Here is a 24,245-nt window from a genome sequence, read left to right as displayed (position 1 = left end):
CCGGACATCCGGGCGAAACCTTTTCCTATCGCATGAATGCGAATGGAATACACGTATTGGCAGCTGCGCGGGCTTCAGCGAAGACGGATTTCCGCCGCGCGGCACCGCGTCGCGGGGAAACTGCACGCTTCACAAGTCCGGCCGCCAGAAAAAGCGGAAAAGTGGCGATAAACATCAGCCGAAACTCCTGCGCTTCTTTCGCCCGCATGCTAGCGTGCAGGCCTACGTCTTGAGTGCAAAGAGAAGTCACGATCCTCGCATCCTTCTCAGTCTTGCCCGATTCGAGATCCGCAGCCGTCATGCCGCCCTCCCATCGATGGCCAGCGCTGTCGATTGACCGAGCCGCACCGCCGTAACTTTCGCTTCTCCCGCCTCGCGTGCGGCTTTCTCTGCTGCATCCCGCAACCGCTTCGCTGCCGAAATTCGGACAAGCACCGGCTGTGCCTCGACGAGTTCGTCGAAGAGAGCCTTGGCATCTTCGTCCCAGGGAAGTTGGCGCGCGAGACGCGAAGGCGTCGCCTCGATCCGGTCCAGATCTTTCCCCAACGGCAGAATGTTGAAAAGTGCGTCGAACAATGCGTTGCAGACTTCCTGCACGAGGTAGGTAGCGCCAGCGTAGCCCATAAATGGCGTTCCCGTATGGCGGCGAATGATCGCGCCCGGAAAAGAAGCGGGGATATACATCGAGCGCCCGCCCGCTTCGGCCAGATACATGCGTTCGTTATATGAGCCGAAAAGCACCAATGGAGGCTTTTCGCGGACGAGTCGCCGCACTTCGTCGTTGTCGGTCTTCATTCCGGTGCGCCGAGATACTGCGAAAGTACAAGGCAGGCCCAGTTCGTCCTCAAGAAAATGGCGGACACCGCGCGCATATGTCTCGTTCGCGACGATGGCGAAGCTCGCTGTGCCGAAAAAGTCCTGCGTCACTGACCGCCAGAGATCCCAGAGCGGCTTGATGGTGGTGAGCTTTTCCCGCTCGATGAACGGCTCGGGGTCGAGGCCAAGCGTTTCGCCGAGCGCGCGCAGGAATTTCGTTGTCGAGTGCAGCCCGATCGGCGCCTGCAAATAGGGCTTTTCAAGCGCTTCGCACAGCAGGCGGCCGAATTCGCGATAGAGGCAGATGTTGGCGTCGGCGCTGGCGAGGCGCGGTATGTCATTCAGGTGCGTGCCTTGCGGGAAGACGAGGTTCACCTCGGCCCCAATGCCCTCCACCAGACGGCGAATCTCCGCAAGATCGGACGGCGTATTGAAGACGCCATAGCTCGGCCCAATGATGTTAACGCTGGGCTTGGCGTCGGCGGCCTTCGGCTTCGCCTTGACCTTCTTCTTGACGCCGTATTCTTTCCAAAGCCAGACGAGCGCGCGGTCCGCGCTTTGCCACTGGTCTTCATCGATGGTGCGCGGAAGGAACCGCTGGATGTTCATACCCTCGGGCGTCACGCCGCCGCCGATCATCTCCGCGATGGAGCCGGTGACGACGACGCTCGGCACTCGGGGGTCGAGTACCTTGTGGGCGCGTCTCATGGCACCTTCGGTGCCGGTCTTGCCGAGTTCTTCCTCTGACAGACCTGTGACGACGATGGGAAGCTCGTGCGGGGGCAGCGCGTTCGTGTAGTGCAGCACCGCCGTGACGGGAAGGTTCTCGCAGCCCACCGGGCCGTCGATGATGACCTGAAGCCCCTTTACGGCAGTGAAGACGTAAACCGCGCCCCAATAGCCGCCAGCTCTGTCGAGATCCGCGATCAGCATCCCATGGCCTCCTTCGGGAGGTCATTGGCTGACGGCTTCTTCAACGGCAATTCCTTGACCTTCGCGGGCTCTTTCGGTGCCTCGTCGAACACGCCGGCCGTGTAGCCCGTGCCGACGCTGCCGAAGAACGCCTTCATCTCCTCGAAGCGGGCCTTGCTGGCGATGGCCGCGTTGACCACCTGCGCGAGCGAGCCTGCCCCTGCGACGCCCATCAGCGGGCGGGCGGATATGAGGTTCGTAAAATAAAGACCGGGGATCGCCTTCGCCTTTGCGTGCTGCACGACGGGCGTCGTGCCGATCGCGAGGTCTGGGTGGAACTCGTCCACCGCCGCGATGTCCTGTTCGAGCGAGGCGCGGTATTGCACGCGAACGCCCTTCGCTTCGAGCCATTCGCGGTCCGATTCGGACCAGCGCGTCTTCGGGCAAGCTGTGCCGACATAAGGCACGTCGGCACCGCTTTCGATCAGCATGCGCGCGACGAGCAACTCCGAGCCTTCGTAGCCGGAGACTGTGATGCGGCCCTTGACCGGCGCTTTGGCGAGCGCGGTGCGAACGGCGGGCAGGATGCGATTCAGCGCGGCGTCGACCTTGTCGCGCGCGACGCCGCAAAGTTCACCGATGGAGAGGAGCCAGGCCGCCGTCCCGTCATAGCCGACGGGAGCAGAGCCGGTGATCGAGCGGCCCGCCGACTCGAACTCGCGGAAAGACGCTGTGTAGAACGGATGGATCGCGGCCACGGCGGCGCAGTCCAGCGCGGAATAAAGCTCGCGCCATTCGCGCGTCGGCACGACCGGTCCGGCGGCGAGGCCGAGAGGTTCAAGCATCATGCCGATGGTGACGGGATCGGCCGGGAACATCTCGCCGACGAGCGTAATGGTCGGCTTTTCGGAGCGCCCGCCGCGCGGTGCCTGCACCGGGCCCGCCTCGGCTTCGCCGCGTGCGTAGCGCAGCATTGCGCCGGACAGCACGTCCTTCGCCTCGGCATGCGTCGGCACGCCGAAGCCCGGCACGTCGATGCCAACCACGCGGACGCCGTTGATTTCCTTCGGCAGGAGGCGCAGCGGAACGCCGGAAGCGGACGGTACGCAAAGGTTGGTGACGATGATCGCGTCGTAATTGGCCGGATCAGCGAGCTTGTATACGGCGTCGCGGATGTCTTCGAAGAGTTTGCCGGTGACGAGCGTTTCGGAACTGAAGGGGACGTAGCCGACGGTGCGTTTCGCGCCGTAAAAATGCGAGGTGAAGGTCAGGCCGTAGACGCAACAGGCGGAGCCGGAGAGGATCGTCGCCGTGCGGCGCATGCGTAGCCCGATGCGGAGCGAGCCGAAGGCCGGACACATGGTCTGCGGCTGGTCGTGCGGCCCTTGCGGATAGTCCTTCGCGAACTGCTCCAGAATTTCGCTCTGGCCCGCGGCGGCGGCGGCCTTTTTCATCTCCTCAGCGCCCGCATGACAGCTGACGCCAGCGCCGTCGACGCCCGCATCAGACTTGACGGCCGACGTCTCGGCAGCCGCAACCCGTCCGGCGTCGTCGTAAACGACTTCGCCGGTGGCGGCTTGTGAGGATTGGCGTTCAAGTGCTGTCATGGGAACTCGCAAACTGCCTTATGCTACGTCGTAGACGATTTCGAGGGAGGGCTTCTCGACGATCTCGTGTCCGCGCATGTCGGACTGCGATGCCGGTTCAAGCACGATTCCGCGACCGACTGCATCCCCTTTGAAGAGATTCAGAAGACCATCTTGCGAAAGAGGCGTTGGGCGTACCGGCGGCGCTTCGGCCACATTGGTGGCGAGCGTCTCGAACACCGGTGCCCAGGTCGTGCCGGGGATACCGACGATCTGATAATTCGCGCTCATTCGGCGCAGCTCTTCGTGCTGCGGGATCGCCGACAGGATCGGAATGCCGACTGCTTCGGCGAAGGCCTGCGCTTCGCCCGTGCCGTCGTCCTTGTTGATGACGATGCCAGCGACGCCGACATTGCCGCCAAGCTTGCGGAAATACTCCACCGCCGAGCAGACGTTGTTCGCGACATAGAGCGACTGCAAGTCGTTCGAGCCGACGATGATGACCTTCTGGCACATGTCGCGCGCGATCGGCAGGCCGAAGCCGCCGCAAACCACGTCGCCCAGAAAGTCGAGCAGCACGTAGTCAAAGCCCCATTCATGGAAGCCGAGCTTTTCCAGCGTCTCGAAGCCGTGGATGATGCCACGACCGCCGCAGCCGCGCCCGACTTCCGGGCCGCCGAGCTCCATCGCGAATACGCCATCGCGCTTGAAGCAAACGTCCTCGATGCGCAATTCCTCGCCGGCGGCCTTCTTCCTGGACGACGTCTCGATGATGGTCGGCGTGGCGCGACCGCCGAACAGAAGCGATGTCGTATCGCTCTTCGGGTCGCAGCCGATAAGAAGCACGCGCTTGCCCTGCTGGGCCATCATGTACGACAGGTTCGAGAGCGTGAAGCTCTTGCCGATGCCGCCCTTGCCGTAGATCGCGATGATCTGCGTTTCTTTCTTGACCTCGCCCGAAGGCACGGCTGCGGGCTCTTCCTGAGCCTCGGCGCGAAGCTGCGCCGCTTGCCGTTCGAGGGCGTTGGCTTCGTTGGCGTCAAGACTCATGCTAACGTTCTCCAATCTAATACCATCTTGAGACAGGCCGGATCTTCGAACGCCGTGCGATATGCGGCAGGCGCATTGTCAGCAGAAACGCGATGCGTGATAAGCCCGTCAAACGACAAAAGGCCGCTGTCCACGAGTTTCGACACGGACGCGATGTCGGCCTTTTGCCACTGTGCGGCGACCCGGAACCGCGCTTCCTTCATGAAGGCGGGCGGGAAGCTGAAGGAGAGCCGGTCGGCATAGAAACCGGCGAGAATGATTTCACCGCCGGGCGCGAGCCGCGCCACGAGCGAGTCGATAATGGTCGAGTCGCCGCTCACGTCGCAGATGACCCGATAATCGCGGCGCGGATCCTGATCGGGATCGAGCACCGTATATCCTTGTGCGCCATCGAAACGCGCGGGATTCTTTTCCCAGATCGTCGGGGCCGAAGCACCGCTCGCAACCACGATCCGCGCGATGAGGCGACCGAGAACGCCATGCCCGATGATGAGGTCGGCAGGAACGCCCTTGTCGGAGAACGCCGCGTGATGCGCGGTCGCCGAGAGAGCGAACAGGATGCCCTGCTCGCCGAGGCTTTCGGCAATCGGAATGGCGCGCGCGCCCGGCATCACGATTCGGGACGCCGTGCCGCCGAAAAGCCCGCGAACTTCGCCATAACAATTTGCGCCGGGAATGAAAACGCGCTCCCCGACCGAAATGCCAGCCGCCGGACCCGCCCATGAAATGCGGCCCACGGACTCATAGCCCGGAACCAGCGGATAACCCATGCCCGGAAAATGCGGCATGCGCCCGGTATAAAGGAGGCGTTCCGTGCCCGTGCTGATCCCGCTCCACTCGACGTCGATGACGACATCGGCATCCCCCGGAGACGGAAGCGCAAGCCGGCGCAGGCCGAGCTTTTCGGGCTCTTCCAGAACGACAGCTAATGTCTCGGTTGGAAACTCTTGAAGGAGGGCCATTGCACAACTAGTCTCTTCGGAAGCTGTGTCATCCTAGCTTGACCGACTTATATGTCAATTCAAACTTACACTCGTTCTAGATATCAAAATGTGGCTGCGAGCACGCGGACGAGAAGCGGCTGATGGGTGGCACAGCGCTTGATCGCTGTAAAGCCCGCCCGCTGTAACAGGTCGCGAAGCTGCGCTTCGGTGCGGGGCCTGCCGCGTCCCATTGCCATCAGATAGAGGCTGAAATAGGCCGCGACCTTCTCAGCGCCACGCGTTCCGGCCATCGGTTCGGCAACGACGAGCACCCCGCCTTGCGGCAACGCGGCGCGGACCGATGTCAGGATCTTCAGCGCGGTGTCGTCGTCATGATCGAGCAGCACCCGAACGAGCGTCACGACGTCTGCGCCTTTCGGCAGATCCTTCGTAAAATCGCCGCCCGCCGCTTTCGCCCGGTGAGCGAGGTTTGCCGCCTTGAATTTTGCGTCTGCGAGATCGGCCACGGCGGGCATGTCGAACAGCACGAGGTCGAGGGCGGGCACGCGCCTTGCCGCCGCGCGCAGAAATGTGCCGTCGCCGCCGCCGACATCCATGAGGCAGCGGTGGCGCGTGAAATCGTAGGCGTCGAGCACCTCTTCGGCGATGGCGGGCTGCGTCGCGGCCATGAGCGCCGTATAGGCCGAAACCGCGTCGCGATCCGCGCTCGTATCGCCCTCGGCATACGGCCAATAGGAGGCGAGATGCGTGCCCTTGTCGGCCGCAGGGTTCACCGCCTCGCCCGCGCTCGGGGTCTTCGATTCGCCGCGCAGCAGCGCAACGGGGTCTTCGAGGTCGCGATAGACGAGGCCGTGATGTTCCACCATCGCGGTGAGGCCGGGGCTCGCCAGCACAGCAGCGCCGAGCCGCCCGAGGCCGTAACGCCCGCCGCTCCGTTCCTCCGCGAGCCGCAGGGCGACCGCCGCCGTCAGAAGCCGCGCCGTGGCATCCTCGCCGAGGCCGAGGCGCCGCGCGATTTCGTCCCGCGCCAACGGTCCGCCGCGCAGGTGCTCGAACAGGCCGAGCCGCACGCACGACAGCAGCACTTGCGAATAGATGAAGCCGGAGCAAAGATCGAACAACGCGCCCGCCTCGCGCCGCGCAATCGGGCGCGTCAGCGGAAACGTCTCGGCGAAGCGGATGAAGCGCGGGCTCGACAGCACCCGGTCGCGGAACGCAAATGCGCGGTCCATCAAAGCGTTAAAGTTGCTTCGTTTATCCAATTTTGCGATATTTCGAGGATGAGTCACCGCGCGTGGCCTGTTCGTCTGCTTTTTGTCCCAAGCCCTGCCGTCACTCTTGGACGGTCACCGGTCGGCGTGTCAACGCCGTTCTTGCGGGAGATTCATTTGCCGGAGACACGTGTCGTCATCGTCGGGGCAGGCATAGGCGGGTTGTCCGCCGCAGTTAACCTCGCCGCGGAAGGGGTCGCCGTCACCGTGGTCGAGAAGTTCGACAAGCCGGGCGGCAAAATGCGCGAAGTCGACGCAGGCGGGACGGCCATCGACGCAGGCCCCACCGTGTTCACGATGCGCGAGGTCTTCGAGGCCATCTTCGAGAAGGCGGGCGCGTCGCTTTCCGATTACCTCACCGTCAAGCCCGCCGAAATCATCGCACGCCATGCGTGGGAGGACGGAAGCACGCTCGATCTCTTCGCGGATGAGGAACGCAGCTTCGATGCCATCGCGGATTTTGCAGGCGCGGAGAACGCCCAAGGCTACCGAGCGTTCTGCCGCGAGGCGGCGGAAATCTACCGCATCCTAGACCCCTCGTTCATCCGCGCGCAGAAGCCGAGCCTGCCCAAACTGATCTGGCGCGTCGGCCCCGTCGCTTTCTCCGACCTCTGGCGCATCAACCCTTACGAGACCTTCTGGAATGCCGTATGCCGCCACATGAGCGACCCTCGGCTGCGCCAGCTTTTCGCGCGCTACTCCACCTATTGCGGCGCATCGCCTTTCGCCTCGCCCGCCACACTGATGCTCGTCGCCCATGTCGAGCAGCAAGGCGTGTGGCTCGTGGATGGCGGCATGCACAAAATCGCCCTTGCGCTCGAATCGCTCGGGCGGCGGCTCGGCGTCGTGTACCGCTACGGCGCGGAGGTAGCGGAAGTGACCGCCGAATTCGGCCGGGCTTCGGGCGTGCGCCTTGCGAGCGGGGAGCACATCGCCGCTGACGCCGTGGTGCTGAACGCCGACCCTTCGCCCGTTGCGGCGGGCCGCCTCGGCCGCGATGCCGCGAGCGCCACGCGCCGCGTTCCGCCTCGCCGCCGGTCGCTGTCGGCGCTCACGCTCGCCTTTCAGGCCGAAGCTTCGGGCTTGCCTCTCGCGCGGCATACTGTCTTCTTCCCGGCAGCGCCCTATCATCTGGAATTCGACGCTATTTTCAGGCAGCGAAAACTTCCGCCCGCGCCAACGGTTTATCTTTGTGCGCAAGATCGCGACGGACGCGGAGGTCGAAGCGAAGACGGTGCCGAACGCTTCCTGACCGTCGTCAATGCCCCTGCTCTACTCAATGGTTCCGGCCTCAGCCTAGCGGAGATCGAAGAATGCGAGACGAAGACTTTCCGGCTGATGGAAACATGCGGCCTAACGCTTCGCCCGCTGCCGGGAGCGCTGGTGAGAACCGCGCCGCAGGATTTCGAGACGCTTCTGCCGGGAACGGGAGGCGCGATCTACGGCCGGGCCTCGCACGGCTGGATGGCGTCGTTCCAGAGACAGGGGACGCGCTCGACCATGCCGGGCCTCTATTTCGCGGGGGGGAGCGTCCATCCGGGGCCGGGCATTCCGATGGCGGCGCTGTCTGGCGCTCTCGCATCGGAGGCGCTACTTGCGGACCTCGCTTTGCCGAGGCTGTTGCACCGAATGGCTACGCCTGGTGGTATGTCGATGCGTTCAGCGCAGACCATCGCTACGGATTGACCATCATCGCCTTCATCGGCAGCGTCTTCTCGCCGTACTACGCGAAGGAGCGTCGCCGCGCGATCGTCGATCCGGCGCAACACTGCTCCATCAATGTTGCGGTTTATGGGCGCGGCGCGGCGCGGTGGGCCATGACAGAGCGATGCCGCCATGCGCTGGGCGCGACGCCTGAACAACTCGCCATCGGGCCGTCGAGCCTGTCATGGGACGGAACGCGCCTCATCGTGCGCATTGACGAGAAAGCGCCGGTCACGGGCCTGCCGGTGCGTGGCGTGGTCACGCTCGAACCCGAAATCCGCAGCGACTTCGCGACCGATTTCGGCACGGATGGCCGCCATCTCTGGGCACCGATCGCGCCCCGCGCTCGCGTGGAAGCGCGGTTCGATGCGCCCGCCATATCGTGGACCGGCACCGGCTATTTCGACACCAATCGCGGCGACGAGCCGCTGGAAGACGGCTTCTCCTACTGGAACTGGTCGCGGGCCTGCCTGTCGGACAGCGCCGTGATGCTGTACGAAGGCACGCGGCAGAACGGCTCGAAATTCAACATGGGCATCCAGATCGCGGCCGACGGCAGCGTCAGCCCGGTGGAGCTTCGCGAGCGCTGCGATCTTCCGCTGACGCGTTACTGGAAGATGCCGCGCGAAACGAGGGTCGACGCAGGCCACACCGCGAATGTGGAGCAGACGCTCGAAGACACGCCGTTTTATTCGCGCTCCATGATCGCCACGCATCTTCTCGGCGAGCCGGTGCATGCGATGCACGAGAGCGTTTCTCTCGACCGGTTCCGCAAGCGCTGGGTGCAATCGCTGCTGGGCTGGCGCATGCCCCGCGTGACGCTTCAGGGCAGTTCGCGCGGCGTTTTCGGAATGAGCCGCGATCAAATCGAATAAAAAAACGTCCTAGACTGCAATAACTGTGGAAACAATCGGCCGTTATTTGTTTGTACGATACGAATCTGGCTCACGATTCGATGTCCGCAACATATTGCTAAGGGGCAATAAGACGATGGCGAAGAAACCAGCAGCTCCGAAACCCGCCGCCAAGCCGGCTACAGCCAAGGCCGCCGCCGCTCCGGCGAAGGCCGCTCCGAAGGCGAAGAAGGGCAAGTAAGCCCACTCCGATTTCGGTCGAAAGGCGGGGCGCGAGAAATCGCGCTCCGTTTCGTTTTCGGTTCCCGCCGCCGTTGCCCCGCCGACTTCCGAAACGCAGGCCTCGCCCTCACGCCTCGTGGATGACGTTGCGCATCGTGCCGATCCCCTCGATCTCCGTTTCCAGCACGTCTCCGGGCTTCAGCCACTCAGGCGGTGTGCGGCCCATGCCGACGCCAGACGGCGTGCCGGTGGAGATGACGTCGCCCGGCTGAAGCGTCATGCCGCGCGAAAGCTCCGCGATGATGCGCGGGATGTTGAAGTACATGTCGCGCGTGTTGCCGTCCTGCTTCACGACGCCGTTGACGCGCGTGATGATGCGCACCGCGCTCGCGTCGAAATCGCCCGCAGGCACGATCCACGGCCCCATCGGCGCTGTGCCGTCGAGGCTCTTGCCCTTCAGCCATTGGCCGCCATGCCGCGCCTTCTGGATGTCGCGCGCGGACACGTCGTTGATGGCCGTGTAGCCGAACACATAATCCAGCGCCTCGAACTCGGTGATGTTCTTGCCGCGCCTGCCGATCACGACGCCAAGTTCCGCCTCCCAGTCGACCTGAGCTGAGATCGCAGCATCGTAGGGGATCGGATCGAACGGCCCGTTCAGCGCCGCGACACCCTTCGAGAAAAACAGCGGATGCTCCGGCAGCTTCTGATTCGGGTCGCGGAAGGCAGCGCCCTCGCTGAAATGCTCGACATAATTCCAGCCAACGCAAAAGATGTTGCCGTTCAGGCGCGGCAGCGGCGGCAGGATATGCGCCTCAGACACCTTGAAACCATTATGCAGCCCCAACTCGGCAAGCTCGCGAACTTCCGCCAGCGCTTCCGCCCCGCCCTCGATGAGCGCGCGCATGGATGTGCCGTCGAAACAGAGCCAACGGTCTGCGTGCCGCGCCGTTTCGGCGACATCGGTCACATGGCCGTCCGGCCTAACGACGCCGAGCCGCGCGCGGCCCTGCTCGTCCGCGAAAGTGAGCAGCCTCAATTTCGAATCGAGCGGCACCTCGATGGTGGTCATGACTGTTTCTCCTCTCGCTGGGTAGCGCCCGCGCGTGTCGGCGCTTTGCTTCCCGTTCGTCCCGTCAGTTTCGTAGCCTTCAATTTGGGGCGGAGCGGAACCCGGCGCAATCGAGATCGAAATCGGTCGGGCCTACGCAAGACACGCAAACTAGAGTATGTAAGGGTTCGGCTCGCCGGATAGGGGACAGCCCATGCGTGCCTTTCGTCTGCTGATGCTCTTGATCGTGTTTCTTTGCCTCGTGCCGATCCTGGCTCTGATCGGTGCGGGAGCCGCCGCGCGCGTCGCCGGATGCGATCTCGATCCAGGCCAATCATTGCCATGCCCCGTTCTCGGAAGCGACTATGGAGACGAGCTGTTTTCCGTACTGAATTTCGGGATGCACACGGTCGAGGCCATCGCTGTTCTCGGCGCGGTCATCGTGGTCTGGGTAATTGTGGAAATCGTGGCGGCTATCGGCGGGAAGCCCCGAAACCCGAGGCCATCCCAGCAGGACGGGGGCAGCCGGGCCGCGCCTCGCCCGTGGCGGAAAAGCCCGCCTCAGGCCCCTGCCGCCTCGCGGAAACGCGCGCGCGGATCGTAGGGCTGCTTCTTCGCCCACTCCTGCATGAAGCGCTCAAGCTCAGGATCGATGACCGGCGGCAAGACGATCTTCAGCGTGATGAGTTGATCGCCATGCGTGCCGGAGCGCGGGTTCCGCACGCCCTTGCCGCGAAGCCGCAGCACCTGACCGCTCGACGCGCCTTTCGGGATCGCGACAGTCACGCGGCCGCCGATGGTCGGCGCCTCGACGCGGCTGCCGAGGACAGCCTCGTCGAGCGAAACCGGCAGTTCCAACGTGATGTTGTCGCCGTCGCGGGAAAACAGCGGATGCGGCTGAATTTTCAGTTCGATGAGCGCGTCGCCGGGCTCGCCTCGCCCCGCGCCGGGGCCGCCCTTGTGGCGGAGCCTGAGCGTCTGCCCGCTTTCGACACCCGCCGGCACCGTGATGTCCAGCGTCTCGTTATCGGGAAACTGGACGCGCTTCTTCACGCCGTTGACGGCTTCGAGAAAGCTGATTTCGAGGTTGTAGCGGTAGTCCATGCCGCGCATCGTGAATGCGCCGCCGGACGGTCCGCGCCTGCCGAACAGATCGCCGAAGATGTCGGAGAAGTCGCCGCCGCCCGCGCCACCATTGTGATAACCGCCGAAGCCCTCGTGGTGTCCAGCGCCGCCGCCCGCAGCGTAATCGCGGTAGAACGGGTTCGCGCGCTCGTTGCCCATCGAGTCGATCTCGCCCGCGTCGTAGCGCTTGCGTTTCTCGGGGCTGCCGAGCACGGCGAATGCCGCCGACACGCGCTTGAACTTCTCCTCACAGACGGGATCGCCCTTGTTCTGGTCCGGATGCAGGTCTTTGGCGAGCCTGCGATACGCTCGACGGATCTCGTCGTTCGTCGCGGTGCGCTTCAGCCCTAGAACAGCGTAGAGATCTTGGTCCATGGAACGTTGGGTGCAGGAGTGTGTCAGCGTTGCGAAACATGCAAAGACCGTTACAGAGCGACGGGAGTCAAGCTTAACTTATCCCGCTTCGGTTCGTCCTCTTCGCAGACGCGAATTATCCCCCGAACAAGCCTCCGAAAAATGTCTGTTTTACGTGTTTCGAGACAACCACTTCGGGTTGCAGCGCCATTTCGCGGGCGACGGAGCGCAGCCGCCGCCGCAATTGCTCGCCATCAAGCGACTCGAGCTTCGTCGGCAAAGAAAGCACAAGCTTGCCCCCTTCGCATAGAAGCGTCGTCTGCGGCAGTTGGCCCTTCATACCCGCCGTCAGCGTATGCGCGAGGCGAACCGTTTGCCCGATGATCAGCGCGCGTTTCTGAAGCGGGCGCGGCAGAAGATGCGCAAGCTTCGGCATGAGTTCGCCCTGAAGCTTGCGCTCGTAGCGATGATAGACGCACAGCGCCAGGAAGGCGCGGCCGGGGTGGTCGATGCCGGCGAACGCGGATTGTGAGATGAGAACCGCGCTCTGCTCGCCGCGATAATCGGGATGCGCGCGCCAGGAGATGTCGGACAGGAGGCAGGCCGCGTGGCGCAGGCGGCGTTCGTCCTCCTGTTCGTGCTCGTTGGAGCGCGCGAAAAGCCCGTCCGTCCACTCGATCAGCTCGCGGCCGTGCTGAGGCGAGCGGGCGCGCAGGGTCGCCACCGTTTCGCAAGCCGACAGCAGCGGGTCTTCGGCGCGTTCCGCTTCGCTGAGAAGCCGGTAGATCGTGCCTTCGCGCACGCCGAACGCCGAGAAGACCACGTCGGACGGCTGCATCTTGCGGATCAGCGAATTGAGAAGCAGCGCGCCGAACGGCACCGTTTCCTCGCGCCCGGCCGACATGCCCGCGAGCCGCTTCAAACCCGTGGGCGAATTGTTGGCGTAGCGCGCGGTGATCTGAAGCGCCTTTCTGGCGTCCATCTTGTAGCCGTGCACGGCGGAAAGCGGATAGTTCGTCTGGGCCATTTGCAGCTTGGCGAGCGCGCGCCATGTGCCGCCGATCGCATAAAAATTCTCGCCGCGCACGTTGTTCAGCCAATCGACCGACGCGAGCGCATCCTCGATGATGGGGATGGCTTCCGTCTTCTCGCCATGGGTTCGCTCGGCCAGCGACAGACTGCCGAGCGGCAGCGAAATCTGGTCGGACAGCGTATCGCCATTGATGCGCACGAGTTCCATGCTGCCGCCGCCGAGGTCGCCGACGATGCCGCGCGGATTGACGAAGCCCGCGCGAACGCCCGTCGCCGCAAGCTCCGCCTCCTCTGCGTTGCCGATCACGCGGATCGGGACGCCGCAGGCTTCTTCGGCCTTCGCGAGAAAGTCCGGGCCGTCCTCCGCCCAGCGGACCGCCGCTGTCGCAAACGGATGGATGTCGCGCTCGCGCACGCCGCAGATGTCGGCGAGCTTTCGGAAGCGCGCCAGCGAGGCAAGCGCGCTTGGCACGGTTTCGGGATTGAGGCGCTTCAACTCGTTGAGATAACGGCCGAGCCCGCACATCGCCTTCTCCTGAAAGAGCGGCGTCGGGGCGCGGGTGAGCCTTTCATACACAACGAGGCGGATGGAGTTCGAACCGATGTCGATGACGGCCACGGGGCGCGCACCGGGCAGCCGTCCACTTATCGAACCGAGCGTCGAATTATCCACGAATTATTCTCATGCTCTGGCGCATGGGTTTGCTCCACGGTGCTGCCGGCTCTCAAGCATACATATGCGCTTAGAGAGCACGGGCAACTTGTTGAATCTAGTGCTCTGGCGATTGCACCAAACTGCGCCAGCGCTCTGGCGCGCACGTTTGGTGCACATTGCTGCACGCTCTCAAGCCAAACGCATGCACGCCAAGGAGACCAAGCAACCAATTGATTCGCGCAGTTTCGAATTGATGACAGGCCACCAGCGGGCGTGAACCAAATGTCAAATTCGCTCCACTAGGCGTGCGGTGCCGATGCGACTGCGAAGCGTCGCGGGAAGTTCTGCTTGAGCGCGCCCCCTCGCCCCGAAAGACTGGGATTTGTCATGAAATACTCATGCGCGCTGAAGGGCTCCTCGCCGGGCTTGAGGTGAAAGCGCTGGGAGCTGCCGTCGCTCTCGATTTTCCAGCTCTGGAGATTATCTTTCAGATTGGCGATCATGATCTGGTCGAGAACCTGCTCGTGAACGGTGGGATTCGTTATTGCGGTCATGGCCTCGACGCGCCGTTCGAGGTTGCGCGGCATCATGTCCGCGGAACTGATATACACATGCGCATCCTCCGATGGCAATCCATGCCCTGCGCCGAAGCAGTAGATGCGTGAATGTTCCAGAAACCGACCGATGATGCTTTTCGCGCGGATGTTTTCGGAAAGCCCATGAATGCCGGGCTTGAGGCAGCAAATGCCGCGAATGACGAGGTCCACGGGCACGCCCGACAGGCTTGCCTCATAGAGCGCGTCGATCACCTCCGGATCGACGAGCGCGTTGAGCTTCATCCAGATCGCGGCCGGGCGGCCAGCCTTGGCGTGAGCGATCTCGTTATGGATCTCCTCGATGATTCGCGCCTTGATGCCGTGGGGCGAGATGTACATGCGTTCGAGGTTGTTCGGGCGGCTGTAGGTCGTCACGTAATTGAAGATACGTGACACGTCGCGCCCGACCGCCGCGTCGGCCGTGAAATAGGACAGGTCCGTGTAGATCTTCGCCGTCGCCGGGTGATAATTTCCCGTGCCGATATGGCAGTAGGTGCGAAGCTCGCCGTTTTCCTTGCGGACCACCTGACCGAGCTTCGCATGCGTCTTGAGGTCGAGCTGGGTCAGGCCATAGACCACATGCACGCCCACGGCTTCGAGCTGTTTCGCCCATTCGAGATTATTCAACTCGTCGAAGCGCGCAGTCACCTCGATCATCACGGTGACGCTCTTGCCCGCCTCGCGCGCCTGCCGGAGCGCCTCCACGATGGGCGAGCGTTTCGACGTGCGATAGAGCGTCCATTTGATGGCGACGACATCGGGATCGGATGCGGCCTGCCGGAGATATTGCAGCACAACGTCGAACGACTCATACGGATGGTGAACGACGATGTCTTTCGAGGATATGGCCGCGAAACAGTCGTTTTCGAACTCGGCGATGCGCTCGGGGAAGCGGATTTCGAACGGCTTGTAAACGAGGTCGGGCCGGTCGCTCACGACAAGTTGCGAAATATCGGCGATGGCGAAAAGGCCATCGACCGGCACCACGTCGGCACGGTCGATCTTCAGCCCGGCGATGATCAGTTCGCGCGCAGCCACCGGCAGCGATTCGCTCATTTCGAGGCGAATCACTTCGCCGAGTTGCCGCCTAACGAGCGCCTTGCGGAGCACCTTCTGCAGGTCTTCGCTCTTTTCCTGGAACTCGATTCCGCTGTTCCGCAGCGGCCGGAAGAGGCCTGCATGCTTCACCTTGAAGCCCGGTAGCAGCGTGTGCGCGTGGAGCGCGATGAGCACTTCCATCGCGATAAAGCGGATCGCGGGTTTGCCGTTCTCGCCCACCGTCTGCGGTAGCCGAATGAACCGATCGAGACCGTTGGGGATCACGACAAGCGCGTACATCAGGCGCGGCTCGCCTTCGAAATCCGAATCGCCGACGAGGGCGAGTTCGCGAGTGCATTCGAGCACGAGCACCAATTCCTGGCTCTGCACGTGCGGGAATGGATGCGCCGCATCGACCGCCACCGCGCTCAGTGCCGAAAAAACGCGCCGCATGAAATAGATTTCTAGCCAATCGCGTTCCGCGTCCGAAAGCGACTTGGCCGAGGCCATATAAATCTGCTCCTTCGCCATGTCCTCGCGAAGCGCGTTCCAGCGCTCCTGCTGGATGGCCGAAAGCGGCATCACGGCTTCGTTGATCTTTTCCACCTGTTGCCGGGGCGTCAGTCCGTCGGGCGAAACCTCGACGATCTCGGTCGCCGCCTGCTCGTGCAAGCCAGCCACGCGAACGCGATAGAACTCATCGAGGTTGGACCCCGAAATCGCCAGAAACCGGACGCGTTCCAGAAGCGGGTTGCGGGTGTTGGCCGATTCCTCCAGGACGCGCCTGTTGAATGCGAGCCACGACAATTCCCGGTTGAAGAAGCGTTCATCGCCAAAGGCTTCTATTCTGTCCCGATATGTGGGGGCAGGTTCGGCTTCGGCGGTTTTCATTTCCACGATCTCCGGTTGGGCGTCTTTGCGACGCGTGAATTGCGCACTCAGAGCTTGGAAGCGCTTTGTGACATGACGAACACAATGCGCCAAAGCGAAACGCCAACGATGACGCTTCGGTCAGAGCGGCCGATGGTGCGGGCTTCGACGCGATGGACAAACTGTTTTGAAAAGATGACGCCGCGCCCGCGCCGCCGCAAGGGCTTCTTCCGGCGGATAGCTTGCAGGGGAGATGCCCTGTAGCGCTATCAGCTTCAGAAATTGGCGTCCGGCTCGTCGTCCGCTTCGTCCGATCCGCCACTCACCGTCTTCAGCACCTTCGCCGCGAACGCACGCGTGATCCGGCGGCGTTCGGCCAGCGCAGCCTTGTCGAGAAGCGACGCCACCGCATCAGCCGCCGCCATAGAGCGCTCGATGCGCTGCACGAGATAGGCGATCACGTCCGGGGCGATCTCGATGCCGCGATCGCTGAAATGCTTGAGGAGGAGCGCGGCAAGATGCTCCTCGTCGGGCGGCTGAATTTCGGCAGTTGGATAGGAGCGGATGCGCGAGCGCAGATCCGGCAACGCGATCCGCCAGCTTCCGGGCGGCGTTCGCGCGGTCAGCAGGATGAAGGAGCCGTGTTCGCGCGCGAGGTTCAGATGATGAAACAGCGCCGTCTCCGGTAGCGCGGACGCGTCCACGTCCTCCAGCACGAGGGGCTGACGCGCGGCCCAGACATGGCCTTCGAGCGCGGCGGGGTCGGCGAATGCCGCATTCGCCCGCGCCTGCCAGATGTGCGCGAGGTACGTCTTACCGGATTGCGGCGGTCCCCAGATCACGGCGGCGGGCGCGTGCCAGTCCGGCCACTGGCAGACAAGCCCGAAGGCGCGGTCGTTTCGCGCGGTCACGAAGAAATCGGCCTCGTCATAGGCGAAACGCCGGGGCAGATCGAGCACGAGCTGGGCCGACATCACCCGGCCTCAGCCGATGGCCGCTGATCGTTGCGGCTTTGCGCCTTCGACCGCCTCCTCTGCCGCCTCGCTATTCTCCTCGCCATAGATTTCGCTTTCCTGATATTTGCGGATAGCAAAGCGCACCAGCACGCCGATGACCGCCGCAAGCGGCACCGAGATCAAGAGGCCGGTGAAACCGAGAAGATAACCCGCCGCGACCAGCGCGAAAAGCAGCCAGACCGGATGCAGCCGCACCTGATTGCCGACGATGTTCGGCGTCAGCACATTACCTTCGATAATCTGCCCGAAGATGAAGACGCCGATGACGAGCGCGACCATGGAGTAATCCGGCGCAAATTGCGCCAGCGCGACGCCGCCCGCCACCAGCAACCCGCTCGTCGAGCCGAGATAAGGCACGAAGCTGATGATCCCGGCGAAAAGGCCGATGAGGAGGCCGTAGTTCAGTCCGATCAGGCCGAGCGTGACCATGTAGAATATCGAGAGGATCGACAGCACGATGAACATGCCGCGCAGATAACCCGAAATCGTGTCGTCGACCTCGCCCGCGAGTTTGCGGATGGTCGGCGCGTCCCTCTTCGGAAGCAGGCTATCGATGGAGGCGAACATCTGGTCCCAGTCGCGCAGCAGGAAGAACGTGACGATGGGCGTAAGAAACAGGAGCGCGAGCGTGTTGAAGAACGCGAGACTGCTCTCCGCGAGGCCCTTCAGATAGCCCGCGACCATGCCCGCCACATCCTGCGCCTGCCCAGCGGCCCCGCCCTCCTGTTGCTGCACGGTGCTCTGAAGGGACCTGAGATACTGCGGATAATTCTCCCAGAGATAGGCGCGCGCACGCTGGTAATAGACCGGCAAGTCCTGCGCGAATTGCCGGAGCTGGTCGACCAGCGGAGGAATGAGCAACGCGAAAATCGCAATGAAGATGAGGCTCAGAACCGCGATGATCGCGAATGCCGCCGCCCCACGATGCACGCCGATGCGATTGAGCCGCTCAACCAGCGGCTGAAAGAGATAGGCGAGGACGAACCCCGCCGCGAAAGGCATGAGCACGTCGGAGAATACCATCAGCCCCATCGTGGCGAGGGCTACGATCACCACCCAGAAGGTCGCGTGCGGCGAGAGACGGATCGTGTTGTCCATGCTGACGCTTTACTCCCTGAACCTGCGGCTTTCCGACAGAGTCCACCCGATTGGTTTATCGACCGTTCAAAATCGTCGGCGTCGCCGCCTGTCGACGCGAGGGCCGCTCGCATCAAACGTTTGAGGCGTCGTCTGAGTTTCCTTCACGCCGAAGTCGGCGCGAAACCCCGAGGCGACCAACCCGGTTTTCGGGGCCAACTCTAGCGGCGCGCGTCAAAGAGGCAAGTCATAAGGGGCAACACGGAGCGCCTTGCAATGGCGAAAGTGGGGGATGCTGCGCGTTATCCGATGAGCGGCCACAGCACCATAAGCAGCCCGGCCGTCGCGACGCCCCAGACGAGAGTGCGAACGTAGGGCACGCCGAAAGCATACAGCGGCACGTAGACGACGCGGCCCCAGAAGTAGAGTTGTGCGCCGAGCGCGGTAGTGGCGTTTTCCCGCCCCGCGACATGAGCGATGAGCACCGCCGCGATGAACAGCGGCAGCGTCTCGTAAAGATTCGCCTGCGCACGCCCGAGCCTGTCCGCGATGGGGTTCAGCGGCGGCTGCTTGTCGTCCCGCGCGCCCATGTTCCATTTCGCGCCGTATTGCGCCGTCCGCGCGATGGAAAAAAGGCCGATCTGCACGATGGCGAGGACGATGGTCCAAACCAGCATCGTCAGTTCCGTGGTCATGGCGTTTGTCTCCAGCGAGGTTTCGGCGAAACGGCTTGAGCCTGACGGATTCAACGCGCCGCGACAAGAAACGGTTCGAGCGCGGGGGCATCGCGCGTATCGAGCGCCACGAAAAGCCGCTCCCATTCGGCGGCGCGGTCGTCCCAGCGGCAGAGCGCGCTTTCCGCCACGCAGCCGCGATTGAGACGAAGCCAGAGCGCGTCATCGGTGAGCACGTTTTGGGCATGACGCGCGAAATCGTCGGCGCCGCTCGCGAGAAAGCCGGTTTCACCATCGCGCAAGCGTTCCTTTAGCGCGCCGATGCCAAGCGTGACGAGCGGCACGCCCGAGGCCGTTGCCTCCGCAGCCGCGAGACAATAGGTTTCATCCGGGTCGCCAGGGACCAGCATCACGCGCGCGGTCCTGAGTTCGGCTGCAAGCTCTGACCGCGCGACGCCGCCGCGTAACCGAATGCCGGGCGCAGAGCCGCCAATGCGCGCGGCGGCCTCGTCAAGGCTCGACTGCGGACAGAACACGTGCAATTCGGCATCCGGCACCGTGGCATGGACACTCGGCCAGAGCCGCGCGACAAAATCGAGCCCGCGTGAAGGCCGCGAACAGAAGACGGCCTTTGGAGCGCGTGGCTCTGCGTCCGGCTCCGGCGCGAAGAACATATCCGCCACGCCGTGCGCAATCTCCACGCGACGACGGTACAGCACGCGCGGGTCGAGCGTCGATGCGTGGTAGCCGCCGAGCAGCACCGCCGTCGGCCGATGCCACAGAAGCGCGAGTGCATTGCGCCGCTTGAGAAACTTGCCGAGCGTCGGCGGCGTATGCAGCCATGTCAGCTTGTGGCGTGCCTTGAAACCCCAGTAAAGCCGGTCCGAATTGAGCGCGATGGCGAAATCGACCGGCGGCAGGCTCGTGCGGCTTTCGAGCGGCAACCATGTCACGCCGTTTTCCACGGACGACGCCTTGAGGCGGTTCAGCGCGAAGACGCGATGGCCGCGCCGGGCGAGCGCCTCCGCGAGATAAATCGCCGAGCTTTCGGTGCCAGCAACCGCGCCCGCGCGCAGCGAAGCGCCCGTGTAGGCGGGGTGATTATGATTCGCATGCAGGATCGCGATTGTCGCCATTTGCTGCCGGCCGGGAAACAGTTTCCCGGCTCATAGCAACTAAAGGTTGCACGATGAACCAACCGCTACTGCGCTGTAGTTGTAAATCCGTTGGATATCGATGCCGTGGAACCGCGAAGCGTGGAAAGGCGCTGCGCCGAGGCCTGAAGGTCCGCCAGCGCGAGCGTGCCGTTGTTCACCGCGTCGGCAATCGCGGCCGCCAGAGCCGCGCGCGTCGCCGCCGGGCTTTCCTTGCCGCCATCCACCACCAGCACGTCGCAGCCTTTGGCAAAGGAGGAAACCGTTTCGGCCGCACCCGCGGTCATCGTGAGAAAACAGAAGCGCGGACCCCGCACGAGGGTCTCATAAACCGAGAGCGACGCCGTTTCATCGCCGATCACCGCCGCAACCGGCGTGCCCGGATAGGCGACGAGCAGCGATTTCAGGGCGCGCACCGAAAGCTCGCTCTGGTCCACGACGGGCACTGGAATGACGTTCGTATCCTTGTGGCCGAGGATGAACGTCTTGGCAAAAACGCCGGATTGCAGCGGGTTCGCGCCGAAACTCGACGGGTCTGCCGCCGCCCCGGACGGGCTGAGCGCCGGGCCGAAATTCAAGTTGAAGCCGAGATGCGCGAGGTTGAAGCCGAGCGAGCGATAGGTGGAATAGGCGTATTCCGGGTCGCCCCTGCCCGCGATGTCGCTCGGAGATGGCCACGCCTCGAACTCCTTCAACTGAGGCAGCGCGTCGTCCTTGCCGCCGATCTCGCGAATCGCGAAGTAGGGCCGCTGAGCCGCGTTGCCTTGCCACAGAAATTTCACGAGGTCGCGCAGCTGGGCCTTGGAAGCGATGTTCTGCCGCGAGAACATCACGCCCGCGATCTGGCCTGTTTGCAGCATGGCGCGCATGGCTTTCGAGCCGCCATCGTTGGGCGTCGTACCGGAAAAGCGAAGAAACAGCACCTTTCCCGCCGCGCGGTCGATCGCAGGATCGATGGCGGGGCCGATGGGAAGCGGTGCCGCGATGGGCGCGACCGCAGGAGCGGCGGGCTTCGGCTTCTGCGGCGTCTGAGCGGTTGTGTTTGTGGTGGGTGGCCGCTTCGGCTTCGGCTGCGCTTCGGTCGGGGCCGTGGGCGTAGGCTTCTGCGGCTGCGGCGGCTTCTGCTGGGTGGTGGGCGTAGTCGTCGCCCAGCCGTCGCGAGGTGGACGCCGCAGACGATCAAGCTCCTGCTTCAGCTTCTTCTGCGCCTCGGCGGTCGACTCATTGCCGGACTCGCCATTGTTTTGCGCCGTTTTTACCCTTTGTCCGGTAAGGTCTCGGCTGGCGCCCGCTTCGGGCGATGCTTCCGTGGCGAACGCCACCCCGCTATACTCCGTCGCGCCGGTCGCCAGGCAAGGCTCGGCTGCGATAAGGGCAAGCCCAAGAGCAAGTCCGCGCAGGATGGGAATGTTTCGATGCGCCATAGGCTCAAACGTCGCAGTGGTTTTCATTGTGTTAGCGGAATGCGGGAACAGGGTAAAGCAGCCTCTCTCGGCATTGGGCGCGCAGGGGGAACCGTGGCCGCCGCCTCGATCTTAATCGCGGCAGTCTTGACTTTCGGTATCGGCGGGGCGGCGATGGCTGCGCCCGACAAGACCGCGCTCAAGGCGCAGGAGGGAAGTTCCGCGCTCCTTCGCGGGCGATACGATCTCGCCGTGTCCGCGTATGACGAGGCGTTGCGCGAGGCGGGCCTGCCTCCCGCGCGTCAAGCCACCATCCTTTCGGATCGCGGCGTCGCGAAATGGCGCATGAAGCAGCTCGACGATGCCGCCGCCGACTTCACCAAAGCCGTTTCGCTCAACCCGGACTACGCGCTCGCCTACAACAATCGCGGCAATGTTTTCCTTGAGATGAACCGGCCGGACGATGCCTTCCGGGATTTCGACCGCGCGGTGGCGCTTTCGCCCGATTTCGGCGCCGCCTATGCGAATCGCGCCAACGCAAGCCAGAAGCTCAACCACCCCGACGTGGCCGAGAAGGATTTCCGCAAGGCGATTGAACTCATGCCCGCAAGCTCCATTCCGCTGAACGGGTGCGGGCGGATCGCGGCAGGCGAAGGCCGCCTCTATACGGGCCTGCGCTATCTGAACCGCGCCATCACGCTGAACGCGCAATTCGCCCCCGCCTATCACAACCGCGCAGCGATCTATGCGGCACTGAAGCGGAACGACGAGGCGGCGCAGGATCTCGACAAGGTGATCGCGCTCGCCCCCGATAACGTGGCGCTCTATGTGGCGCGCGGACAGGCACACGCGAAGGAAAAGCGCTGGCAGCCAGCGTTTCGCGATTTCTCCAAGGCGGTCGAACTCGCCTCGGACAATGTCCCGGCGCTGATCGGGCGCGCATCGCAGAACCTCGAACGCAAGCGGGCCGACCTCGCGTTGGACGACCTGAACCATGCGATCTCGCTCGATGCGAACGCCGCCGAGGCTTATTTCTGGCGCGGTCAGGCGAAATACGGAACGGGCGACGTGGAAGGCGCTGACGCGGATTTGTCGAAGGCCCTCGAACTCGCCCCTGCCTACGCCGATGCCTATCGCTTCAGGGGCAGCTATCGCGAGCGCGGCGGTCGTCGCGACGAGGCCATCGCCGATTACCGCAAGGCGCTCGAACTCGATCCTCTCAATCGCGACCTGCGCGACGGCTACAAGGCCGCGAGCGGCGAAACGGCCGACGCCGTGGTGAAGCCACTCGCCCCCGCCGTCGACGGCTGGGAGGTGTACCGCTCGGCGACCGGACATTATACGGCGCTGAACGAGCGCTATCCGAAAATGCCGGTGATGCTCGAAACGCAAGGCGCGGCGCCCGCCGAAATCCTCGAATGGACGCCGCTGAAAGAGACGCTGGCCGGGATCGGGCTGTTGCGCTACCGGTCGGGCGAGAAGGGCGGCATTCCTCACGAATTTGTCGCCATCATCGACCTGTCCCGCGCGCAGGTTACGGGCATCGAGCCCTACATCACGGGCGACGCAAAGTCGAAATGGGCGTGGACGCAATATGGCGTCACCGTAACCGATACCGACGGGCTTTCGAGCGTTTACGACCTGAGGAAGCCGAGGCAGGAGATGCCGCAGCAGGCAGCTCGGCGCGACGAAAATCCGTGGTCGACGGTCTTCGGCGGCGGCGGTGGAGGTGGCGGTGGCGGAGGCCGTCGCGGCGGCCCGAGCATCTTCGGCTGGCTCTTCCGGTGATTTCGTTCGCGCGGGTGGTGAAAATGGCAGTAGCGGCGTCAGCATTGGCAGCGGCAGCCTGCACTACCACCACCGCCGACAGCTTGCCCGCGCTCAAGGCCGATATATCGAAGCAGACCGTATCGGGGCTATCATCCGGCGGTTACATGGCCGGGCAGTTCCAGATTGCCAATTCGAGCCGTGTTTTCGGTGCCGGGATCGTCGCCGCCGGGCCATTCGGATGCGCCATGAGCGCGGGCGCTAAGGCGATCCCCTTTTTTCCGGCGGCGCTCGCGCTGAACACCGCGCAGGCGCAAAACGGGTGCATGGCAGACTATCTTTCCTCCCTCGGCGTGCTCGACGCGAGCCGCCTGCTGGCCCAGGCGAGGAAGCTTGCGGATGCCGGCTCCATCGATCCGCTGTCGAACCTCAAAGCCTCGAAGATCTATCTCTTCTCGGGCGCGAATGACCGGACGGTTGCGCTCGCCGTAGTGAAGGCCGCGCGCGACTTCTACCTCGCGGCGGGCGTGCCTGAAGCGAACATCGACTTCGTGTCGCGCGGTCCCGGCGGCCACGCGTTTTCGACGGCGATGGCGGGCAATGCGTGCGAAACCACCGAGCCGCCCTTCGTCAACAATTGCAAATACGATCAGGCCGAGGCGATCCTGCGCTTCCTCTACGGCTCGCTCGAACCGAAGGGCGCGGCCGCCGAGGCCGATTTCACCGTTTTCGACCAGCGCCGCTATGCCTCGTCCGACGCGACGATGGCGAACGAAGGCGTCGTTTATGTGCCGCCCGCTTGCCGCGATGGCGGCTGCCGCGTGCATGTGGTGTTCCACGGCTGCAGGCAGACGCGCGCGCTCGTCGGCGATGCGCTGACGAAAGGCTCGGGCTTTGCGGATTGGGCCGCGACGAACCGGCTGATCGTGCTTTTCCCGCAGGTTCAGGCGTCGAGCGCAAACCCCAATGCCTGCTGGGACTGGTGGGGCTATACCGGGCTCGATTTCCTCACGAAGAACGCGCCGCAGATGAAGGCCGTCTCCGCGATGGTGGAGGCGCTCGGGAAGTGACTGC

20 protein-coding genes are annotated in these 24,245 nt (G+C 63.8%); 5 read left to right on the top strand and 15 right to left on the bottom strand.

Annotated features, from left to right (window positions below; translation table 11 throughout):
* Window positions 1–25 precede the first annotated feature (25 nt).
* From RVAN_RS01080 to RVAN_RS01055, 6 genes are all read right to left on the bottom strand, one after another.
* The gene (locus RVAN_RS01080) at window positions 26–301 is read right to left on the bottom strand and encodes a hypothetical protein (protein ID WP_013417910.1); all 276 of its coding nucleotides are present in this window, start codon (window positions 299–301) and stop codon (window positions 26–28) included.
* The gene (gene bchZ / locus RVAN_RS01075; protein ID WP_013417909.1) at window positions 298–1,749 is read right to left on the bottom strand and encodes a chlorophyllide a reductase subunit Z; all 1,452 of its coding nucleotides are present in this window, start codon (window positions 1,747–1,749) and stop codon (window positions 298–300) included. The genes RVAN_RS01080 and bchZ overlap by 4 nt, the downstream gene beginning before the upstream one ends.
* Complete coding sequence (gene bchY / locus RVAN_RS01070; protein ID WP_013417908.1) at window positions 1,743–3,335, bottom strand: chlorophyllide a reductase subunit Y; 1,593 nt, start codon at window positions 3,333–3,335, stop codon at window positions 1,743–1,745. Before bchY ends, bchZ begins: the two co-directional genes overlap by 7 nt.
* An 18-nt stretch (window positions 3,336–3,353) precedes the next feature.
* Entirely contained in the window at window positions 3,354–4,364 is a 1,011-nt protein-coding gene (locus tag RVAN_RS01065; protein ID WP_013417907.1) for a chlorophyllide a reductase iron protein subunit X, read from the bottom strand.
* Window positions 4,361–5,326 (bottom strand): chlorophyll synthesis pathway protein BchC, encoded by a 966-nt coding sequence (bchC, locus tag RVAN_RS01060; RefSeq protein ID WP_013417906.1) that lies wholly within the window; start codon window positions 5,324–5,326, stop codon window positions 4,361–4,363. The genes RVAN_RS01065 and bchC overlap by 4 nt, the downstream gene beginning before the upstream one ends.
* Window positions 5,327–5,409: 83 nt before the next feature.
* Window positions 5,410–6,540: a methyltransferase gene (locus tag RVAN_RS01055; protein ID WP_041787166.1), complete on the bottom strand. Its 1,131-nt coding sequence runs from the start codon at window positions 6,538–6,540 to the stop codon at window positions 5,410–5,412.
* Between the two features lie 156 nt (window positions 6,541–6,696).
* Between RVAN_RS01055 and crtD the strand changes: the two genes are divergently transcribed.
* Together crtD and RVAN_RS01045 are read left to right on the top strand one after the other, a co-directional pair.
* Window positions 6,697–8,265: a 1-hydroxycarotenoid 3,4-desaturase CrtD gene (crtD, locus tag RVAN_RS01050; RefSeq protein WP_013417904.1), complete on the top strand. Its 1,569-nt coding sequence runs from the start codon at window positions 6,697–6,699 to the stop codon at window positions 8,263–8,265.
* Window positions 8,262–9,158, top strand: a complete 897-nt coding sequence (locus RVAN_RS01045) for a carotenoid 1,2-hydratase (protein ID WP_013417903.1) — start codon at window positions 8,262–8,264, stop codon at window positions 9,156–9,158. Before crtD ends, RVAN_RS01045 begins: the two co-directional genes overlap by 4 nt.
* A gap of 328 nt (window positions 9,159–9,486) precedes the next feature.
* Here RVAN_RS01045 and RVAN_RS01040 read toward each other — a convergent pair whose 3' ends face one another.
* Window positions 9,487–10,431 carry a fumarylacetoacetate hydrolase family protein gene (locus tag RVAN_RS01040; RefSeq protein ID WP_013417902.1) on the bottom strand — a complete coding sequence of 315 codons (945 nt, stop codon included), beginning with the start codon at window positions 10,429–10,431 and terminating at the stop codon, window positions 9,487–9,489.
* 193 nt (window positions 10,432–10,624) lie between these two features.
* Between RVAN_RS01040 and RVAN_RS01035 the strand changes: the two genes are divergently transcribed.
* Window positions 10,625–11,014 carry a hypothetical protein gene (locus RVAN_RS01035; protein ID WP_013417901.1) on the top strand — a complete coding sequence of 130 codons (390 nt, stop codon included), beginning with the start codon at window positions 10,625–10,627 and terminating at the stop codon, window positions 11,012–11,014.
* Here RVAN_RS01035 and RVAN_RS01030 read toward each other — a convergent pair.
* The 8 genes from RVAN_RS01030 to RVAN_RS19945 all read right to left on the bottom strand — a co-directional run bounded on the left by RVAN_RS01030 (window position 10,972) and on the right by RVAN_RS19945 (window position 21,425).
* Entirely contained in the window at window positions 10,972–11,910 is a 939-nt protein-coding gene (locus RVAN_RS01030) for a DnaJ C-terminal domain-containing protein (RefSeq protein ID WP_013417900.1), read from the bottom strand. The two genes, RVAN_RS01035 and RVAN_RS01030, sit on opposite strands and share 43 nt — an antisense overlap.
* Window positions 11,911–12,025: 115 nt before the next feature.
* Window positions 12,026–13,594: a Ppx/GppA phosphatase family protein gene (locus RVAN_RS01025; protein WP_013417899.1), complete on the bottom strand. Its 1,569-nt coding sequence runs from the start codon at window positions 13,592–13,594 to the stop codon at window positions 12,026–12,028.
* Window positions 13,595–13,875: 281 nt separating this feature from the next.
* Window positions 13,876–16,101, bottom strand: coding sequence for an RNA degradosome polyphosphate kinase (locus RVAN_RS01015; protein ID WP_013417898.1), 2,226 nt, complete (start codon window positions 16,099–16,101; stop codon window positions 13,876–13,878).
* 254 nt (window positions 16,102–16,355) lie between these two features.
* Window positions 16,356–17,054 (bottom strand): HdaA/DnaA family protein, encoded by a 699-nt coding sequence (locus RVAN_RS01010; RefSeq protein WP_013417897.1) that lies wholly within the window; start codon window positions 17,052–17,054, stop codon window positions 16,356–16,358.
* 9 nt (window positions 17,055–17,063) lie between these two features.
* Window positions 17,064–18,194, bottom strand: a complete 1,131-nt coding sequence (locus RVAN_RS01005) for an AI-2E family transporter (protein WP_013417896.1) — start codon at window positions 18,192–18,194, stop codon at window positions 17,064–17,066.
* Between the two features lie 281 nt (window positions 18,195–18,475).
* Complete coding sequence (locus RVAN_RS01000) at window positions 18,476–18,868, bottom strand: MAPEG family protein (protein WP_013417895.1); 393 nt, start codon at window positions 18,866–18,868, stop codon at window positions 18,476–18,478.
* 50 nt (window positions 18,869–18,918) lie between these two features.
* A complete protein-coding gene (locus RVAN_RS00995; protein ID WP_013417894.1) occupies window positions 18,919–19,983 on the bottom strand; it encodes a glycosyltransferase in 1,065 nt (354 codons plus the stop codon).
* Between the two features lie 65 nt (window positions 19,984–20,048).
* A complete protein-coding gene (locus RVAN_RS19945) occupies window positions 20,049–21,425 on the bottom strand; it encodes a glycoside hydrolase family 3 N-terminal domain-containing protein (RefSeq protein WP_013417893.1) in 1,377 nt (458 codons plus the stop codon).
* Window positions 21,426–21,551: 126 nt separating this feature from the next.
* On the opposite strand from RVAN_RS19945, the gene RVAN_RS19940 reads away from it, so the two are divergent.
* Window positions 21,552–23,192 carry a tetratricopeptide repeat protein gene (locus RVAN_RS19940; protein ID WP_169309495.1) on the top strand — a complete coding sequence of 547 codons (1,641 nt, stop codon included), beginning with the start codon at window positions 21,552–21,554 and terminating at the stop codon, window positions 23,190–23,192.
* Between the two features lie 23 nt (window positions 23,193–23,215).
* A complete protein-coding gene (locus tag RVAN_RS00980; RefSeq protein WP_013417891.1) occupies window positions 23,216–24,241 on the top strand; it encodes an extracellular catalytic domain type 2 short-chain-length polyhydroxyalkanoate depolymerase in 1,026 nt (341 codons plus the stop codon).
* The last annotated feature ends 4 nt before the right edge of the window (window positions 24,242–24,245 follow it).

The organism is Rhodomicrobium vannielii ATCC 17100 (genome assembly GCF_000166055.1).
GTDB classification, from domain to species: domain Bacteria; phylum Pseudomonadota; class Alphaproteobacteria; order Rhizobiales; family Rhodomicrobiaceae; genus Rhodomicrobium; species Rhodomicrobium vannielii.
The sequence above is the reverse complement of the archived record's forward strand: the minus strand, read 5'-3'. Positions and strand labels throughout refer to the sequence as shown.

Bases quoted from the DNA above. Each gene is read 5' to 3' on its own strand.
- RVAN_RS01080 (WP_013417910.1), bottom strand. From the start codon at position 301: ATGACGGCTGCGGATCTCGAATCGGGCAAGACTGAGAAGGATGCGAGG.
- RVAN_RS01065 (WP_013417907.1), bottom strand. From the start codon at position 4,364: ATGAGTCTTGACGCCAACGAAGCCAACGCCCTCGAACGGCAAGCGGCG.
- RVAN_RS01030 (WP_013417900.1), bottom strand. From the start codon at position 11,910: ATGGACCAAGATCTCTACGCTGTTCTAGGGCTGAAGCGCACCGCGACG.
- bchZ (WP_013417909.1), bottom strand. From the start codon at position 1,749: ATGCTGATCGCGGATCTCGACAGAGCTGGCGGCTATTGGGGCGCGGTT.
- RVAN_RS00995 (WP_013417894.1), bottom strand. From the start codon at position 19,983: ATGGCGACAATCGCGATCCTGCATGCGAATCATAATCACCCCGCCTAC.
- RVAN_RS19945 (WP_013417893.1), bottom strand. From the start codon at position 21,425: ATGGCGCATCGAAACATTCCCATCCTGCGCGGACTTGCTCTTGGGCTT.
- RVAN_RS01000 (WP_013417895.1), bottom strand. From the start codon at position 18,868: ATGACCACGGAACTGACGATGCTGGTTTGGACCATCGTCCTCGCCATC.
- RVAN_RS01055 (WP_041787166.1), bottom strand. From the start codon at position 6,540: ATGGACCGCGCATTTGCGTTCCGCGACCGGGTGCTGTCGAGCCCGCGC.
- bchC (WP_013417906.1), bottom strand. From the start codon at position 5,326: ATGGCCCTCCTTCAAGAGTTTCCAACCGAGACATTAGCTGTCGTTCTG.
- RVAN_RS01040 (WP_013417902.1), bottom strand. From the start codon at position 10,431: ATGACCACCATCGAGGTGCCGCTCGATTCGAAATTGAGGCTGCTCACT.
- RVAN_RS00980 (WP_013417891.1), top strand. From the start codon at position 23,216: ATGGCAGTAGCGGCGTCAGCATTGGCAGCGGCAGCCTGCACTACCACC.
- RVAN_RS01015 (WP_013417898.1), bottom strand. From the start codon at position 16,101: ATGAAAACCGCCGAAGCCGAACCTGCCCCCACATATCGGGACAGAATA.
- RVAN_RS01010 (WP_013417897.1), bottom strand. From the start codon at position 17,054: ATGTCGGCCCAGCTCGTGCTCGATCTGCCCCGGCGTTTCGCCTATGAC.
- RVAN_RS01005 (WP_013417896.1), bottom strand. From the start codon at position 18,194: ATGGACAACACGATCCGTCTCTCGCCGCACGCGACCTTCTGGGTGGTG.
- bchY (WP_013417908.1), bottom strand. From the start codon at position 3,335: ATGACAGCACTTGAACGCCAATCCTCACAAGCCGCCACCGGCGAAGTC.
- RVAN_RS01035 (WP_013417901.1), top strand. From the start codon at position 10,625: ATGCGTGCCTTTCGTCTGCTGATGCTCTTGATCGTGTTTCTTTGCCTC.